General features: G+C 70.0%; 12 protein-coding genes. 5 read left to right on the top strand and 7 right to left on the bottom strand.

The features are described 5' to 3' along the window. Window positions 1–17: 17 nt before the first annotated feature. Genes LX16_RS01325 through LX16_RS01315 form a run of 3 tightly spaced genes read right to left on the bottom strand, consistent with a single transcriptional unit; the run spans window position 18 to window position 3,210 of the window. On the bottom strand, window positions 18–890 hold the full coding sequence (locus LX16_RS01325) for a carbohydrate ABC transporter permease (RefSeq protein ID WP_147131849.1): 873 nt from the start codon (window positions 888–890) through the stop codon (window positions 18–20). Next, complete coding sequence (locus LX16_RS01320; RefSeq protein WP_147131846.1) at window positions 887–1,876, bottom strand: carbohydrate ABC transporter permease; 990 nt, start codon at window positions 1,874–1,876, stop codon at window positions 887–889. The genes LX16_RS01325 and LX16_RS01320 overlap by 4 nt, the downstream gene beginning before the upstream one ends. Beyond that, the gene (locus LX16_RS01315; protein ID WP_147131843.1) at window positions 1,876–3,210 is read right to left on the bottom strand and encodes a sugar ABC transporter substrate-binding protein; all 1,335 of its coding nucleotides are present in this window, start codon (window positions 3,208–3,210) and stop codon (window positions 1,876–1,878) included. Before LX16_RS01315 ends, LX16_RS01320 begins: the two co-directional genes overlap by 1 nt. A gap of 178 nt (window positions 3,211–3,388) precedes the next feature. On the opposite strand from LX16_RS01315, the gene LX16_RS01310 reads away from it, so the two are divergent. Then, on the top strand, window positions 3,389–4,192 hold the full coding sequence (locus LX16_RS01310) for an IclR family transcriptional regulator (protein ID WP_147131840.1): 804 nt from the start codon (window positions 3,389–3,391) through the stop codon (window positions 4,190–4,192). Window positions 4,193–4,210: 18 nt separating this feature from the next. On the opposite strand, the gene LX16_RS01305 is transcribed toward LX16_RS01310, so the two are convergent. Next, the gene (locus tag LX16_RS01305) at window positions 4,211–5,020 is read right to left on the bottom strand and encodes an NAD-dependent epimerase/dehydratase family protein (RefSeq protein ID WP_147131837.1); all 810 of its coding nucleotides are present in this window, start codon (window positions 5,018–5,020) and stop codon (window positions 4,211–4,213) included. A 333-nt stretch (window positions 5,021–5,353) separates the two neighbouring features. Between LX16_RS01305 and LX16_RS01300 the strand changes: the two genes are divergently transcribed. After that, window positions 5,354–7,096 carry a cellulose binding domain-containing protein gene (locus LX16_RS01300; protein ID WP_147131834.1) on the top strand — a complete coding sequence of 581 codons (1,743 nt, stop codon included), beginning with the start codon at window positions 5,354–5,356 and terminating at the stop codon, window positions 7,094–7,096. Window positions 7,097–7,116: 20 nt separating this feature from the next. Here the strand turns inward: LX16_RS01300 and LX16_RS01295 are convergent, their stop codons facing one another. Next, window positions 7,117–7,704, bottom strand: coding sequence for a TetR/AcrR family transcriptional regulator (locus LX16_RS01295; RefSeq protein ID WP_147131831.1), 588 nt, complete (start codon window positions 7,702–7,704; stop codon window positions 7,117–7,119). An 84-nt stretch (window positions 7,705–7,788) separates the two neighbouring features. On the opposite strand from LX16_RS01295, the gene LX16_RS01290 reads away from it, so the two are divergent. Both LX16_RS01290 and LX16_RS01285 read left to right on the top strand, forming a co-directional pair. Next, on the top strand, window positions 7,789–8,211 hold the full coding sequence (locus tag LX16_RS01290) for a VOC family protein (protein ID WP_147131828.1): 423 nt from the start codon (window positions 7,789–7,791) through the stop codon (window positions 8,209–8,211). 101 nt (window positions 8,212–8,312) lie between these two features. After that, the gene (locus tag LX16_RS01285) at window positions 8,313–8,900 is read left to right on the top strand and encodes a hypothetical protein (protein WP_147131825.1); all 588 of its coding nucleotides are present in this window, start codon (window positions 8,313–8,315) and stop codon (window positions 8,898–8,900) included. A 140-nt stretch (window positions 8,901–9,040) separates the two neighbouring features. Here LX16_RS01285 and LX16_RS01280 read toward each other — a convergent pair whose 3' ends face one another. Continuing rightward, window positions 9,041–9,538 (bottom strand): hypothetical protein, encoded by a 498-nt coding sequence (locus tag LX16_RS01280; RefSeq protein WP_147131822.1) that lies wholly within the window; start codon window positions 9,536–9,538, stop codon window positions 9,041–9,043. A gap of 164 nt (window positions 9,539–9,702) precedes the next feature. Between LX16_RS01280 and LX16_RS01275 the strand changes: the two genes are divergently transcribed. Continuing rightward, window positions 9,703–10,968, top strand: a complete 1,266-nt coding sequence (locus LX16_RS01275) for a glycoside hydrolase family 16 protein (protein ID WP_147131819.1) — start codon at window positions 9,703–9,705, stop codon at window positions 10,966–10,968. A 56-nt stretch (window positions 10,969–11,024) separates the two neighbouring features. Here the strand turns inward: LX16_RS01275 and LX16_RS01270 are convergent, their stop codons facing one another. After that, window positions 11,025–17,207, bottom strand: coding sequence for an RHS repeat-associated core domain-containing protein (locus LX16_RS01270; protein WP_147131816.1), 6,183 nt, complete (start codon window positions 17,205–17,207; stop codon window positions 11,025–11,027). Window positions 17,208–17,232 lie beyond the last annotated feature (25 nt).

The following is a 17,232-nucleotide window of genomic DNA, read 5'->3' as shown; positions in this document are numbered from 1 at the left end:
CCGTTGTCGTGGGCGCGTCAGCCTTTGATCGCGCCCGAGGTGAGGCCCTTCATGAACTGGCGCTGCATCGCCAGGAACGCGATGACCGAGGGCAACAGCGCGAGCAGGGACGCCGCCAGCAGCACTCCGAGGCCCACCTCCGGGTCGGTGCGCAGGGTGCGGAGTGCCAGCGGCAGGGTGTACTGGCCGGCGTCGTCGGCGACCAGCAGCGGGAGCATGTACTGGTCCCAGATCATCACGAAGCCGAAGATGCCGATGACGCCCAGCGCGGGGCGGCACAGCGGCAGCACGACCGAGAAGAAGATGCGGAACTCCCCGGCGCCGTCGATCCGGGCCGCCTCCTCCAACTCGACCGGGATCTCCTTCATGAACTCGGTCATCACCAGGATCGAGAAGCCCCAGGCGGCGACGGGGATGATCATGCCGAGCAGCGTCCCGGTCAGGTCCACGCCGACGAGCGGGACGTCCGCGAGCACCAGTGACAACGGGATGGCGAGGATCTCCTCGGGCAGCATCATCGTCGACAGGATCAGCAGGAACACCAGCCGCATCCCCGGGAACCGCTTGCGCGCCAGCGCGTACGCCGCCGACAGGCTCACCAGGATCTGCAACAGCAGCCCGAACCCGACCACGAAGAACGAGTTCAACAGGTACCCCAGTACGCCGCGGTCGAACGCCCGGGCGAAGTTGTCCAATGTGATCTCGTCGGGGATCAGGGTCAGCTCGGTCGGCTTGGCGACGGGGGTGAAAGCGTTGACCAGCAGGGACAGCAGCGGCCCGGCGAACACCACCACGCACACCGCGTACACCAGCCAGCGGACGACCCGCATCACCGGCCCCTTCGCGGTGGTGAAACCCAGGGCGGTGTCGAAGCGTTCGGTACGGCTCATCGGGACGGCGCCTCCTTCCGGGGACGGTCGGCGCGGCGGCGGCGCGCCAGTTGCACCGCGAGGGTCAGGACGACCGTCGCCAGCAGCAGCATGATGGATCCGGCGGACGCCACACCCAGTTCGGACCGGTCGAGCCCGAGCTTGAACATCAGGGTCATGATCACCTCGGTGGAGCCGTTGGGTCCGCCGTCGGTGAGCAGGTAGATCTCGGTGAACACGCGCAGGCCCCGGATCGCGGCGAGAGTGAACAGGATCGCGAACACCGGTCGCAGCGCCGGGAAGGTCACGTGCCACAGTCGTTGCCGGATCGTGGCGCCGTCGACGGCGGCGGCCTCGTACAGGGTCCGGTCGACTCCGGCCAGACCGGCGAGGATGATCATCATGTCGTAGGGCGCGCCGCGCCAGATCCCCACCGACATCACCGACCACAGTGACGTGTCGGCCGAGTTGAAGAACTGCGACGGGCCGAGTCCCACCCATCCGATGAGGGAGTTGACCACCCCCGCCTCGCCCGGGTAGTACAGGACCCGCCAGACCTCGGCGATCACGGCGAGCGCCACGACCGTCGGCAGGAACACGGCGGTGCGGATGAACCACAGGTGACGTGCGCCGCCCTCCAGGAGCAGCGCGAGCACCATACCGACCACCATGGAGCCGCCGGTCTGTCCCACGGCGAGGACTACGGTGTGCCACACGGCGGGCAGGAAGTCGTCGCTGTCGAGCAGTGTCCGGTAGTTCTCCAGGCCGACCCAGAGGTTGCCGAGGTACGGCCGCACCTCGTGGAAGCTCATCTCGACGGCGCGCACCATCGGGATGAACTTGAACGCCAGGAAGATCAGCAGCGCGGGCGCCAGGAACACGGCGGCCACCAGCAGGTTGCGCAGCGCGTGGGGACCGAACCGGCGCCGGCGCCGCGCCGGACCCGGTGACGGCACGGGCTCGGCGTCCACCGGGCGGGCCGTCACCGGGTGACCGGTCGTCGTCATCAGCCGGTCGCCCCCTGCTTCTCCAGTTCCTCGGCCATCGTGGTGGCGAGGGCGCCGAGTTCGGTGGCGACGTCGACGCCGCAGTCGGCGAGGATGGTGTTGAAACTCTCGGCCGACGCCTGGAGCAGCGGTGTCCACTCCGGAACGGTCGGGACGTAGCGGCCGGACTCCCGGTACACCTCGTCGAAGATCCGCCAGCGTTCGTCGGTGCGGACGTCACCGATCGCCACCTCGGTGTTGACCGGCAACCGGACGATGTTGCCCGCGGTGTCACCCGCCATGCCGATGGTCTGTCCCGTCACCGACACCGCGAACTCGGCGAACCGCTCCTGCCCGGCCTCGTTGGCGGAACCCGCCATCAGGTACACGTTCTCACCCTCGGCGAGCACACTGGACGTTCCGCCGGGGCCGGCGGGCAGCGCGACGATCTCGTACTTGTCGGCGCCCAGGTTCTCGTCGAACCGGGACATCATGTAGGGGCCGGTGAAGTAGATGCCGGCGACACCGGACTCGAACAGCGGGTGCGCCTGGCTGGTCTCCAGGGTGACCGCGTCGGGTACGACCGTGCCGTCGCACATCGAGTCCTGGAACCACCGCAGCGCCGACACCGACGCCTCGGAGTCGATCGCGGGCGCCAGTCCGTCGCCGGAGGCGGTGACGAAGTCGCCGCCGGCCGACCACAGGAAGCTGGAGTAGTACCAGGCGGTGTAGCCGCGTTTGGTCGAACCGGGCACCACGTATCCGTAGGTGTCGTCCTCGCCGTTGCCGTCGGGGTCCTCGGTGGTGAAGTCCTCGGCGAGCGCCTGGAGTTCGTCCCAGTCGGTGGGGATCTCGGCTCCCACGGCCTCACGCCAGTCCTTGCGGACGAACAGCGCGAACGACTGCGCCGAGAACGGGACGGCGTAGGTCTTGCCGTCGTAGGTGCGGGTGGCGTCCCAGGAGCGGGGGGTCAGGGTGTCGCCGCCCTCGATGTCGGCGGGGTCGATCTCGCGGACGATGCCCTGTCCGGCCATCGTGCTGAGCTGGGCGGTGTCGTTGATGACGATGTCGGGCAGGTCCTGTTGGGAGGCGGCCTGCTGGAGTTTGGTCTCGAAGTCCTCGAAGATGGCGGTGACCTCGGTGGGGATGCCGGTCTCCTCGGTGAAGGCGGCGGCGAGGTCTCGGGCGGTCTGGGCGGTGGGCGAGTCCGGGGGTTTGCGGATCCAGATGTCGAGCGCGGCGTTGGGGTCCTGTTCGGCTTCCACGGGTCCGCCGCCGCATGCCGCGGTCGCACCGATGAGAACCGCCGCCAACGCCGTCGTCACGAACCGGGTCCGGGGGCGACCACGGAACATATCGTAACTCCTGTCTACATATGAAGACGATGTCTTACCATGTGACTCGTATGCAACGGGAGGTTAACATTCAGGTTGATGGCGGTCAATACATCTGTGCGAGGATCTTCCGAGATGCGAGCCGGACGAGAACACCGTCCGCACAACGACTCCCGACTCAACGAAGGAAACGATCGACATGGCGACCGACAAGAGGTCCGTCTCCCGGCGCGGCGAGACCGAGGGCTCACCGGTGAAGTCGGCCGAACGCACCGTGCGGATCCTGGAGACCCTGGCCGCCTCCACCGACCGCCTGACCCTGTCGCGGCTCCAGGAACTCACCGGCTACCCGCGTTCCAGCCTCCACGCGCTGGTGCGGACGCTGCGCGATCTGAAGTGGATCGAGGCCGACGACTCGGGATCGGCGTTCGGGGTCGGCCCCCACGCGCTGCTGTCGGGCACCTCGTACCTCGACCGTGACCCCGCCCTACCCTTCGCGCACGAGACCCTGGAGGACCTGCGCGCCGAGCTCGGTTACACCATCCACTACGCGCGGCGCGACGACGCGCACGTCCTGTACCTCGCCAGCCGGGAGTCACGGGACAGCGTGCGGATCGTGTCCCGGGTCGGGCGGCGGTTGCCCGCCCACCTCACCGCCCTCGGGCAGGCGTTGTTGGCCCAGCTCACCGAGTCCGAGGTCGCGCAGATCCTTCCCGGCGAACTCGAGTCCTACACGGCCGCCACCATCACCGACCACGACGCGCTGCACGCCGAGCTGGAACAGGTGCGCGTCCGCGGCTGGGCGGCCGAACGGGAACAGGGCACGGCGGGGGTGGCCTGTGTCGCGGCGACCGTCGACTACCGGATACCCGCGACCGACGCCATCAGCTGCTCGATGCCGATCCAGCTCGCCGCACCCGACGAACTCGACCGGGTGGGGCGGGTCCTGACGACCCACACCCACCGTTTGGCCGCGACGCTGCGCCGCCACGGCATCCGCTGACCGGCCGCCCGTGACGGGTCAGGTCATGGGCAGTCCGAGTTCCACCTCGCACCAGCCGCCGCCGGCCCGGTTCAGCTCCGGGTCGGCGAGGAAGTCGGGTTCCCCGCCGGTGATCAGTTCACCGGCGAACGCCTCGGCGTCGTCCTTCGGGTCGTAACCGATGGCCTCGCCCTCCGCGAGGGAGAACCAGCGCCGGGTGTTGCGGCTGATCCCCCATATCAGGCGGAATCCCGGTGCGTCGGTGGCGATGCACGCCTCCATCAGCCGGGCGCCGTCGTCGGGCGACAGCCACGTGGCGAGGCCCCGCACGCCCGGCGGCGTCTCGAACCACGATCCGATCCTGACCGCGATCACCGCGAGACCGTAGCGGTCGGCGAACAACCGTCCGGCGGCCTCGATGCCGACCTTGGACAGTCCGTAGAGGGTGTCGGGGCGCGGCGACGCGTCGGCGGGGAGACCGCCCTCCGGCACCTCGTCACGGGAGTGGAAGCCCACCGCGTGGTTGGAGGAGGCCAGGACGACCTTCCCGACCCCGGCGCGCCGGGCGGCCTCCAACACCGTGTAGGTGCCCGCGACGTTGAGTTCCAGGACGTCGTCGATGGTGTTCTCACGGCTCTGACCGCCGAGGTGGATGATCGCGTCCACGTCGTGGCAGGCGGCGGTCATCGCGTCGAGGTCGTTGACCGAACCGGTGACCCCCTCCTCGCCGGGGCCGGGGGTCGTCTCCACGACGTCGAGCAGCCGTAGGACGCGGCCGGGCCGGGCGAGCCGGGGACGCAACAGGGTGCCGACGCCGCCCGCCGCACCGGTGATGAGAATGCGCTGCATGTGGGACTCCTGACGTGATGATGGTGTGGGCGCCGGTCTCGCCCGAGCGGTCGGGGTGCGTGGGCGCGGCGGCCTCCGGTCGGCGCCACCCTATCGCATCGCCCCGGTGATGGACTCGAACCGAGGTGCGGGACACCGTCCACATGCGTGATCGAGATATCCACGCATGTGGACGGCAATCCATATTCCGTTACGTATTGACATATGCGGAACTGTCTCTTAACTTGACGATCAGACCCCGCCCCGTCATCCCCTCCTCACCCGCCGGCCGGTCGGGCACGCGGCGGCGAGCAGCGGCACGGCGGGGCACCGGAACCCCGTGAAGGAGTCACCATGTCACCTCACCCACCACCCCCGAACCCGATACCGCGACCGGGCCGCGTCCCGTCACCGGCACCGCGCGGAAGGCGGCGCGGCGCCCGGCGGGCGGTCGCCGCCGGGCTGGTCCTGGCGGCCGTCTCGACCGTCCTCGCACCGGGCACCGCCCACGCCGCCGGACCGGTACTGACCGCCGAGATCGTGCAGACCTCGACGTGGAGCACCGGCTACAGCGCCGACGTCGTCATCACCAACACCGGCGACACCGAGAGCACCGACTGGACCGTCGAGTTCGACCTCCCCACCGGAACGGAGCTCACCAACTCCTGGAGTGCCGTACACACCGCCTCCGGCAACCACCACGTCTTCGGCAACGTCTCCTACAACGGCGACATCGCCCCGGGTGAGTCCGAGGACTTCGGGTTCAGCGTCCGCGGCCTGGCACTCCCGGCCGACTGCACGATCGACGGCGCCGACTGCGGCGGCGGCGGCGAACCCGACACCCAGGCGCCCGGAGTCCCCGGTGGCCTGAAGGTGGTGTCGGTGACCGGCAACAGCGTCACACTGGGATGGGACACCGCGACCGACGACACCGGCGTCACCGGATACCGGGTGTCGCGCGACGGGACCGTCGCCGAGACCACCCCCGCGACCTCGGCCACCGTCACCGGCCTGTCGCCGGAGACTGCCTACACGTTCACCGTCGCCGCCTTCGACGCGGCCGGGAACGTGTCCTCGCCCAGTGCGCCGGTCACGGCCACGACGCTGCCCGACAGCGGCGACGGTGAGGTGATCGACGTGGACACCGCCGCCGAACTGACCGCCGCCCTGACGGCGGTCGGCCCCGGTGACACCATCCGGCTCGCCGCCGGTGAGTACCACGGCGACTTCGCCGCGAACGTCGCCGGGACCGCGTCCCAGCCGATCACGCTCACCGGACCGGCCGACGCCGTCCTGGTCAACGACGGCCCGTCCGGGTCGGCACCGTCCTGTCCGGAACCGACCGCCGGCTGGGACCCCGGGTACGGACTCTGGCTGTACGACTCCCCCCACTGGAACCTCACCGGCTTCACCGTCGCCGACTCCAAGAAGGGGATCGTCATCGACGCCTCCCACCACGTCACCGTCGACGGCGTGTACGTCCACCACGTCGAGGAGGAGGCCGTCCACTTCCGCAACACCTCCCCCGACGGCGTGATCCGCGATTCCCGCATCACCCACACCGGGCTGGTGAAGCCGCAGTACGGCGAGGGCGTCTACATCGGATCCGCGAACTCGAACTGGGACTGCTACGGCAACACCGGAGGCGCCGACCGTTCCGACCGGGTACAGGTCGTCGGCAACGTGATCGGGCCGTGGGTGACCGCCGAGCTCATCGACGTCAAGGAGGGCACCTTCGACGGTGTCATCCGGGACAACACCTTCCACGGTCAGGGCATCGCCGGACAGAACTCCGCCGACTCCTGGGTGGACGTGAAGGGGATCGACTACCTGATCGAGGGCAACACGGGCGACTTCGAGTCGCCCGGGGTCTTCGCGCACGGCTACGAGACGCACAACCCCAGCACCAGCCCGTCGTTCCAGAACGGCTGCGGCAACGTGTGGCGGGACAACGTGTCCGACCTCGGCGGTGTCGGTGGCTGGGCGATCAACGTGACCTCGACGTCGAAGTGCTCCGGCAACCTCAACGTCGTGTACGCCTCCAACACCGTCTCCGGCGCCACGCAGGGGCTCACCAACATCACGGTGACGCAGTAGGCATCCGGGCGGGCGGCGGATCAGCGGCGGAGCGAACCGAGCAGGGTCTCCAACGCGGCCACCACCTCGTCCGGGTCTCCGGACCCCTCCGGTTCGGCCAGCCACAGCGCGGCCTCGTTCATGGCACCGGAAAGCAGGCGCGTCAACGGTTCCACCGGCCGCCGGGTGACGACCCCGGCGGCCATCAGCTCCTCCAGCGCCTCGGCGAGGTGCCGCGCCGAGGCCGCCTCGTCCAACCGGCGCCACTCCCGCCACCCCAGGACCGAGGGACCGTCCACCAGCATGATCCGCCGCACTCGCGGGTCGTCGCCCGCCGCCAGGAACTCCCGGCACCCCGTGAGCAGCCGCCGCCACGGGTCGGGCTCCGCGTCGGCCGCGGCGGCCACCCGGTCACCGACCTGCTGCTGCACGGACTCCACGACGGCGGTGAAAAGGCCGGTCTTGCTGCCGAAGTGGTGGTAGACGGCGCCCTTGGTGACTCCCGCGGCGGCGGCGATGTCGGCCAGTCCGACGGCGGCGTAACCATGGCGGCCGAACAGTTCGGTGGCGTGGGCGAGCAGTGCCCGCACGGTGGCGGCACGCTGTTCGGCCTTGGTGCGGACGGGCATGGCACTCCTTCGCTGGTCGATGACGCGTACCCATGGTATGTTTCCACTTCACATACCGACGGTACGTATGTTTCTGGAGGACTCATGCAGCTCGGCAGCTTCTACCCCGTCATCGCCGCCGAACGGATCGGCGAGGCCGTGGCGTTCTACACCACCCACTTCGGCTTCGAGATCACGTTCCAGGCCGACTGGTACGTCAGCCTGCGGCATCCCGCACCACCCCACTACGAACTGGCACTGCTCGACCCGACGCACCCCACCATCCCCGCCGGGCACCGCGAGCCGGTGCGCGGACTGCTGCTGAACTTCGAGGTGTCCGACGTGGACGCGGAGTACCGGCGACTGGTGACCGGGGCGGGACTCACACCGGTACTGGACATCCGCAGCGAGGCGTTCGGCCAACGGCACTTCATCGTCGCCGACCCCAACGGCGTCCTCGTCGACGTCATCACCGAGATCCCGCCCACCGGCGAATACGCCGACGCCTACACCGCCCCCGCCACCTGACGGCACCGCTTCGTCGTCGATCCCCTTGCGCTACACCGGTTATGGCGGTTGCCGGCACAGCGGCCATTCGGGACACTGGTACCGGACGAAGGAGGTCGGCGATGACGTGGCGGATGCCGGGACGGTCGTGGATCGCGGTTGCGGCGCTGATATCGGTGTCCGGGTGCGCCACCGGCGGGACGGACGGCTCCGCCTCGGACGACGCCGCGTCCACTCCGGCCGATGCGGTGTCCTCGTCGCCGCCGGCCCCGGTGACCCTGGAGTCCATCGCCGCCGACTGCCCCACCCCGGTGGCACAGAGCCAGGCGGCACCCTACGAGGGGGACGCGCCACACCCGTACGTGGTCGGTGACCTCGGCGGCCCGTCGTACTCGGGCGTTCCCGGCCTGGCGACGAGCGTCGCGGAGTTGCAACTGGTCGTGTGCATCACCGATCGTTCGCTCGACGAGGTCGTCGGCCAGTGCGAATACAGTGGTGACATCACCGTCGACTACGTGGCGGTGGAGGTCGGCGTCTCGATCCACGTCGCCCGGACCGCACGGGAGGTCGCCGACGCGGAGGTCGTCGGCAGGGAGTACGACTGCCCCACCGTGGCGTACGGGGTGTCGGACGGCGACCGCGAGGACGCGTCCGTCGACGCCGCCGACGTGGAGGCCGTCATCGCCGAGTACGTCAACGGCCCGGCGTGACGGACCGCCCGGGACGACACACATCCCTGGGATTTCTCAAGTCGGTGCGCCGCAGGGCGACGGGACCACCCGGAGGACGCCGGGTCGGCCGGCACCGGACCCCGGTCATCGCCGGGGAACTCTGAAGGCGGCACGACGGCTCATCCGTGGTGCGTGTAGAGCGTGACCTGGACGGTGCCGTCGCGGTGGTGGGGCGGGATGGGCACGCGCACCGTGGCGGTCAGTCCGGGGGCGGCCAGTTCGACGACCCGGTCGGTGTGGTCGTGGCCGATCCGGACCACCTCGATGCGGTGGTACTTCGGCAGTGGCCGCGCCAGTTCGGCGCACCGCGCGATGACCGCGTACTTGGCGGTCATGATGTGGTCCTCCGCGTTACGGGGTGCCGCGATCCGGCGAAGCCGCCACGGCCTGCGGCGCACGGCCGCCTTGAGCAGTTCGAAGGAGACCTGGCCGATGACGCCGGTGACCGCGGCGGCGGCGATGAACTCGAACGCCCCGGTGGGCAGCGAGCCGGGAGGATACGTACGGTCCGGCGAGGGCGGGCCGGGGAACGTGGGCGACGGCGGGCCCGGGTCGGCGAGCCGATGCACCGGATCGGGCGACACCGGATCGGCGCCGGTGATCGACGGGTCGTCCATTCGTCCATCTTATGGTCCTCCGGCCATGATCCACACAGCTGAGTGGAGTGAGCCGTCACCGAGACCATAGACATTGACAGACATGGATGCACTCGATACAGTGCCGGAAACGGAGACTTACTGACCAGAAGGTAAGTCGATCCGCTACCGGCAGAGGAAACGACATGTTCACCCGACCTCGACGTGCCTTCGCCCGGCTGGTGGCCGGCCTGCTCGCCGCCACCGGACTGGCCTTCATCCCACCCGCCACCGCCCACGGCGACCCGCCCACCACACACGACGCCTCCACCATGCTCGGACCCGTGACCTTCTCCGACGACTTCGACGGCCCCGCCGGAACCCGACCCGACCCGGCCAAGTGGCGCTACGACATCGGCGGAGGCGGCTGGGGCAACAACGAACTGCAGTACTACACCGACCGCGCCGACAACGCCTCCCTCGACGGCACCGGCAACCTCGTCATCACCGCCCGCAGGAACAACCCGTCCGACTTCGGTTGCTGGTACGGCACCTGCGAGTACACCTCCGCGCGCCTGTTGACCTCGCAGACCTTCACCCAGGCGTACGGCCGGTTCGAGGCACGCATGAAACTGCCGCGCGGCCAGGGGATCTGGCCCGCGTTCTGGATGCTCGGCAACGACATCGGCGACGTCGGCTGGCCGCAGAGCGGCGAGATCGACATCATGGAGAACATCGGCCGGGAACCGAGCACCGTCCACGGCACCCTGCACGGCCCCGGCTACTCGGGCGGGAACGCCAGCGGCGGCAGCTACACCCTGCCGGACGGCCGGCAGTTCGCGGACGGGTTCCACACCTTCACCGTCGACTGGTCCCCCAACCTGATCCGCTGGTACGTCGACGGGATCCAGTACTCGCAGAAGACGCCCGCCGACGTGACCGGCGAATGGGTGTTCGACCACCCGTTCTTCATGATCATGAACGTGGCGGTCGGCGGCAACTGGCCCGGATCACCCGACGGGTCCACGCAGTTCCCGCAGACCCTCGTCGTCGACTACGTCCGGGTCAACGCCCACGACGGAGGCGGCGGCGGTGAGACCGGCAGGTTCGCCGGACTCCACGGACTGTGCCTGGACGTGGCGGGCGCCGGAACCGCCGACGGCACCACCGTGCAGGTGGCCCACTGTTCCTCGAACCCGGCTCAGCAGTGGACCGCCCCGGGTGACGGCACCCTGCGCGCCCTCGGCAAGTGCCTCGACGTGTCCGGCGGCTCCACGGCCGACGGCGCCCGGGTGCAGTTGTGGACCTGCAACGGCACCGGCGCGCAACAGTGGGTCCACACCGGTGCGGGCGACCTCGTGAACCCGCAGGCGGACAAGTGCCTCGACGTCACCGGTTGGGGCGGCGACGGCACCCCCGTCCAGTTGTGGACCTGCAACGGCGGCGCCAACCAGAAGTGGCACCGCGCCTGACCCCGACACGGCGGCGGCCCGGGAGGTTACCTCCCGGGCCGCCGCCGTGCGACGGATCAGTAGTAGAAGTTCGAACCACCGCCGCGGTTGCGTTTCTTCTTCTTTCCCTTCCCACCGAGCTGCTTGCCGGGCTTCTTGCCCTTCCCGCCGAGCTGCTTGCCGGGATGGGGCAACGGATTGCCCCACAGCGACGCGATCCAGTGGGCGTGACCGGCCATGTCGGCGGCGCTGGCCGGTGCCAGTCTCGGGCGCATCAGCATCTCGAACGCCCGTCGCTGCGCCGCCGTCAACGCGCCCTGCGCCTCCAACAGCTGCTTCTGCAACCGCAGGATCGCGCGGGCCTGGCCGTACCCCTGCGGGTCCCGCCACATCGTCCAGATCTTGCGCCACATCGACATGCCCTCGATGTCGGGCAGGTTGGGTCGCGCGGCCCTGACGAGGTTGTCCATCCGGGTGCTCAACCGCTGGACCAGGCCCGCGTTCTGATGCAGGGCGGTCCGGACTCCGTTGGACAACCGCCCGTTCGTGATGACCGGGCGTACCGCCGCGGTCGCGGCACGGACGCCGTTGACGCCGGTCCGCAACGCCGCCGCACCCGGGATCAACCCGAGCGCCGACCACGCCGCGTTCCTGCCGTTGCCGCTGGAGTAGTGGCCGATGACCGACACCGCCGAGGCGGCCACCGCCGCACCACCCACCACGGCCGCCAGCGGCTGGGCTCCGGGGATGAACGCCAGGCCGAGCGCGATACCGCCGAGCACCGCGCCGGTCGTGTCGGCGTAGGAGGCGATGTTCCCCCAGGTCCGCCGGGAGAAGAACTCGCCGTCGGGGTCGGAGAACGTGACGGGGCTGTTGTTGGCGTAGGCGTAGGCGTGCATGCGTTGCGGGTCCTCGTAGTCGACCTTCGGGTCGACCGAGACGAACCGGCCGAGCATCGCGTCGTACTGCCGGGCGCCCATCTGTGACAGTCCGGTGGGATCGGTGACGCTGCCGACGAAGCCCCGCTGACCGAGGAACCGCTGCGCCTCGCCGCGCACCAGGCCGTAGGGATCCTGTCGCCGGACGGTGGAGACCATCGTCTCGGCGTTCACCTCCCACTGCGTGGTGCCCTGGTGGTCGGCTCCCAGCCAGACGAGTTCACCGGCGGTGCGGGACGCCACGGTCGTCTCGCCGTGGTCGTAGTAGCGCACCGCGCCGACCCGGTCCTCGGGCGCGTGGTAGGTGAGTTCGTGTCCGTTGAGGAACAGGGTCGCGGAGCCGTCGGCGTCCACTCTGGCCAGTCGGTCGCCGCCGGCGCTGTAGTACATCCGGGTGGTGCCCCCGGCGTCCTCGATCCGTTCCAGGTCGCCGCGGACGTCCCACACCAGTTCCTGCCGGGCGCCGCCGACCTCGCGCACCGTCGTGTTGCCGGAGGCGTCGTACTCGAAGCGGTCGGTGCGGTCGGGGTGGTCCACCGCGTCGAGCCGGTGCCCCTCGCCGTACCGGTATGCGATCTCGGTCCGGTCGGTCCCGGTGCCGAAGGCGTAGCCGGTGCGGTTCCCGGCGGCGTCGAGGGTGTAGGTGTTCCAGTAGGCGTTCACGCCGCCGACGTCGGAGGCCACCGGGTCCGTGGCGCAGCCGGTCCGCTGCTGCGTCCACGCCTCGGTGAGTCTCCGCAGGTGGTCGTACCGGAAGCACTGGATGTCGGCGGCGCCCGGCTGGTCGGCCGGGATGTCGGCGATGGAGGTGATGTTGCCGGCGGGGTCGTAGCCGTACGTCACGGTGGACACGTTCGTCACCGACGCGTCGCGGTCGAAGGCGGCGGCCTCGACGCGCCGGGTGCCCTCCTGGTAGCGGTAGGTGTGGTACGCCTGCGGACCGGTGCCGGTGCCGAGCGCGCGTTGCAGCAGTTCCCCGTACGGACCGTACGTCGATCCGTCCACATAGGCGGTCGTCTTCCCGGAGGGCGACATGGTGCCGACCACCCGGGTCGGATTGCCGACGGCGTCGTACTCGTAGCCGATGACCTCGCGTTCCAGTCCGCCGAGCGCGGGCAGTCCCTGACGGTGCACGCTCCCGTCGGGGTGGTAGGTGGTGGTCGCCGGGTAGGTTCCGGCGAGTTCCTCCAGTCCCGGTAGCGCGGGCACCGAGGCGCTGGTCCGTGTCGCGCGATAGCCGTGGTCGTACCGGTCGTATCGCTGGACGATCGGCATCCCCTCGACCCAGGACGTGGACGTGGCGAGCTGCCCCAGTGCCGGACTCCCGTCTGGCAGCTTCGCGGTGTCGTACTCCATGGTGGCCAGCAGGGTGTCGCCGTGACGGCGCGCGGTCTCGCGGCCGAGCGGGTCGTACTCGGTCCTGACGGTGACGCCTCGGGCGTCGGTGACCGCGATCTCGTTGCCCTCGTGGTCGTACTCGGTCGTGGTCGTCCCGCCGTCGGGGTCGACGGTGGTGACCATCCGGCCGCGCAGGTCGTACGAGAACCGCCAGGTCTCGCCGGTCGGTCCGGTCACGCTCGCCCGTTCGCCGTTGGGGTGCCACGTGTAGGTGGTGGCGTCGTAGTCGCCGTCGGGTGTCGGGCCGTGATGCTGACGCAGCTCGACGAGTTGGTCGCGGGCGTCGGTGAGGCGGGTGACGGCGGTCTCGCCCTCCCTCGGCGTGACGGCGACCCGCCACAGGTCGTCGTGGCCGCCGTACTCCATGGTGGTGCGCCACCGCTCGGTGCCGCCGGACCACCACGCCTCCACCGTGATGCGTCCCAGCGCGTCGTAGGTGTTGACGGTGCGGGAGTGGTCCTCGCCGATGGGAACCGTGACCAGGGAGGTGTCCGGGACCGCCGTGTGGTGGTTCGGACCCGACCGGTACGCCTCCTGGCCCCGGTCGTCGTAGCCGGTCTCCTCCAGGAGCCGGCCTCCGGTGGCGCTGTCCTTCTGGGTCTGCCGGGGCCGGTACAGGCCGTCCATCAACTCCACCGTGGTGGTGTAGCCGCCGTTCGGCGCCAGCACCTCCGAGGTGACGGCGATGGGCCCGTCGTCGCGGAGCAGGTACGCGAACCTCATGTGGGGCGCGTCGGTGGCCGGGTCCCGGTTCTCCTTCCACACCCCGGTGAGCCGGCCGAACGGGTCGTAGGTCAACTGGACCGCGACGCCGTTGGCGTCGACCTCCTTGCGGGTGTGGTCCCACTGGGCGTGCCGGTAGGTGGTCGTGGTGTGCCCGAGTGGGTCGGTGACCACCGAGTGGTCCACCGGACCCGGGCCCGCCGGCACGTACGTGGTCGTGGTGACCTCGCCGAGCGCGTCGGTCTCGGTGGTGACCCGCCCCAGGGCGTCGTAGCCGGTCTCCGACACCGTGACGTACACGGGTACTCCGCCGGACCAGTCAGTGATCTCGTCCTTCCTGGTCACCATGCCACGGGTCGGAGGTGTCCCCGGATCGGTCGCGCCGTCGTAGAAGAGACGTGAACCGGAGACCAGATCCTCGGGCAGCACCGGCGTCGTGGCGCAGTCCACCGACACGGTCTGCTGCCGCGCGGCCATGCCCCGCAGCCAGTGCGACTCGCTGCCGGTGTACCAGACGCGGGTGCAGGTCTCGTCGCCCGTCACCGCCAAATCGCCCAGGTTCTCGACGGAGACCGGGTTGCCCTCCTCGTCGTACTCGGTGTACTCGGCCGTCCGGCGCCAGGAGTCCGCCGCCAGCCGCGACGACGACACCGACGCGGATTCGGCGGCCAGCCACGCCCGGTGGGTCTGCCCGTCGACGTCGCGTGACGCCGTCTGGCGGTACCAGTACCGGGTGACCTCGGAGGTGAACACCTCGTCGCCGTCGAGGACGAGCGTCTCCAGCACCCGGCCCGCCAGTGCCTCGTGGTCCACGGCGGTGTCCCCCCGGGAGTCGGTCACCTCCACGGACCTGGTGCCGCCGCCGGGGAGGTGCTGTCCGTGCATGCCGCGGTGGTATCGCTCCTCGGTGATCAACGGGGTGCCCTGGTCGGGGTCGCCGACCTCGGTGGTGACCCGTGGATAGCCCCGCCAGATCCCGTAGGTGCGGTGCTTCCGTTCGGTGAACTCGCCGTCGTCGTACGCCCACAACTGCGTGGTGCCCCCGCCGTCGAGGTGGTAGCGGTACCGGGTGGTGACCGGCGGCGATCCACCGGTGTTGTCGATCTCGGTGACCGAGGTGACCACGTACTTGTGGAACCAGCCCATCGACTCGGTCTCGTGGTTGTCGGGCGTCCACCAGACGGGGTGGCAGCGCGTCGCGTTGTCCTCCGGCTTGTCCGGTGTGGCACCGGAACGGCACTCGGGCGCCGAGTAGGTGATGTGGACGTCGGCCCCCGACTCGGTGCGTATGTTGCCGATCCGGAACCGGTGCAACGGGTCGATGCCGTCGAGCCCGTCCACGCGGTTGTCCATGCCGACCGGTGTGAACACGATCGGCGGCATCGACTCGTCGCCGCCCACGTGACCGGAACGCACCACCGACTTCAGCCACAGCACGGGAGTGGTGCCGTCGCCCGGTTTCCGGGACTCGTGTGTGAGCCGCCAGGAGTCCACCTTGGTGAACTCCTCGCCCTCGCGGACGTAGGTCGCGATCTCGGCCAGGCGCTTCTGGGTGAAGAACATCGGCGTCTTCGTCCACGTGCAGGGCGCCTTGACGCACACCCCGTCCCACGGCACGTCGGGCCAGTTCTCGGCCTTGGGCTTCGTCTTCGCGTCGTCCTCCCAGCAGGGGTCCTCGAAGCACCGGTCGGCTGCGGTGAAGTCGACTCGGGCGGTCGCGGCCGTACCGGGCGCCGAGGAGTGCAGGCCGTAGTCGATGTGGTCGAGGTGGCCGCCCCGGGTGTAGGCGACCCGCCTGTCGGCGTCACCTGCGGCTCCGTAGTGACCGGTCTCGGTCTCATACCGGTAGTGGACGGTGTTGCCGGAGGTGTCGACCACCTTGTCGAGCATCCACCGCCACGCCTGGGTGCACGAGGAGTCCTTGAAGGCCCGGGAGTGGCAGGGTTCGCCCGGGTGGTTGCCGAACACCGGCACGGTCCAGGTGGAGCGGGCGCGTTCGGGTTCGGCGCCGAAGTAGTACCGGGTGCCGTCGGTCGTGGTGATCAGCCAGTACTCACCGTCGGCGTCGTGGCCGTCGAGCGCGTCGTCGCGGAGCCTTTCGACCCGCCAGTTGTTGTCGGTGCGCCATTCGCCGGTCTCGTCGTCCTTCAGCAGCGGCAGGTGGTCGCCGTTGAGGGAGACGGTGGCGTTGTCGGAGTACCAGCACTGGTCGTAGGTCTTGTTCGTGGCGTTGTTCGGCGTGTCGCCGTCGCGGACGGCCCGGTCGTCGGCGCACGTCTTGTAGCCGCGTTCGATGTAGTCGGAGGAGACGTGCCACCCGTCGCCGGCCCAGCCGGCCTGGTTGTTGGCGCCGGAGGTGCGGCCGTCGATGTTCTGCGACGAGTACGCCAGGTTCACGGTCGGCAACGGTCCCTCGGCGGGCGGTAGGGTCACCTCGAAGTCGTACGAGAATCCGCCGGAGTTGCCTCCCGCGGTCCAGTCGCCGGTCGGTTCCAGGTCGGTGGCCTTGTAGTCGCCCGACTCGGACTCCTCGTCGGCGGTCAGGCCGAACACCGAACCGTTCTCCGACAACGGGACCGTGGCCGACACCGTGGACTCGACGACCCGGTTGTCACCCGGGAGCGGTTCCCCGCCGCGGCACTCGGGCAGTTCCGGTGTGGACACCGCGCATTCGGGCAGCTCCACCAGGCGCAGCCGGCCCGCCCAGCCTCCGCCGTAGAGTTCCGCGAACGCCGAGTAGTCCACGGTCAGGGTGACGTCTCCGGACCCGTCCATCGCCTCGGCGGTGAACAGCGGGCCGGTCAGTCCCAGTCGCGCGGAGTCGTCGCGGGTCTTGACGTCCACGGCGACGGCCGAGGGGGCGTCACCGTCCGCCGCGGCGGCCCGCACCGGGACCCCGGCGACCGGCTCACCGTCCACCGTGATCACGGAGCGGCCGGGCGCCGGCCACTCGGTGCGGGTGGCGCCGTTCCATACCAGGCCCTCGCCCTCGGGGGGCTCGGGGACGTCCACCCGGACGTCCTCCACCGGCACCGGGTCCTCGGCGGTCACCGACGGGCGTCCGTCGGGTGTCGTCACGAAGTGGGCGACGGTCAGCAGTGTGGCGGCCACGACGGCGGCCAACGGGACCGCGACGGCCTTGCGGCGGAAGCGGGGGCGGCGCGGATCGGGCAGGTCGGTCGGCGGGGTGTCGTCACTCATGGGGCTACCTCTGTTTCCACCGTTG

Origin of the sequence: Stackebrandtia albiflava (genome assembly GCF_007994225.1) — a bacterium.
GTDB lineage: Bacteria > Actinomycetota > Actinomycetes > Mycobacteriales > Micromonosporaceae > Stackebrandtia > Stackebrandtia albiflava.
This window is presented reverse-complemented; position numbering and strand designations above follow the sequence as displayed.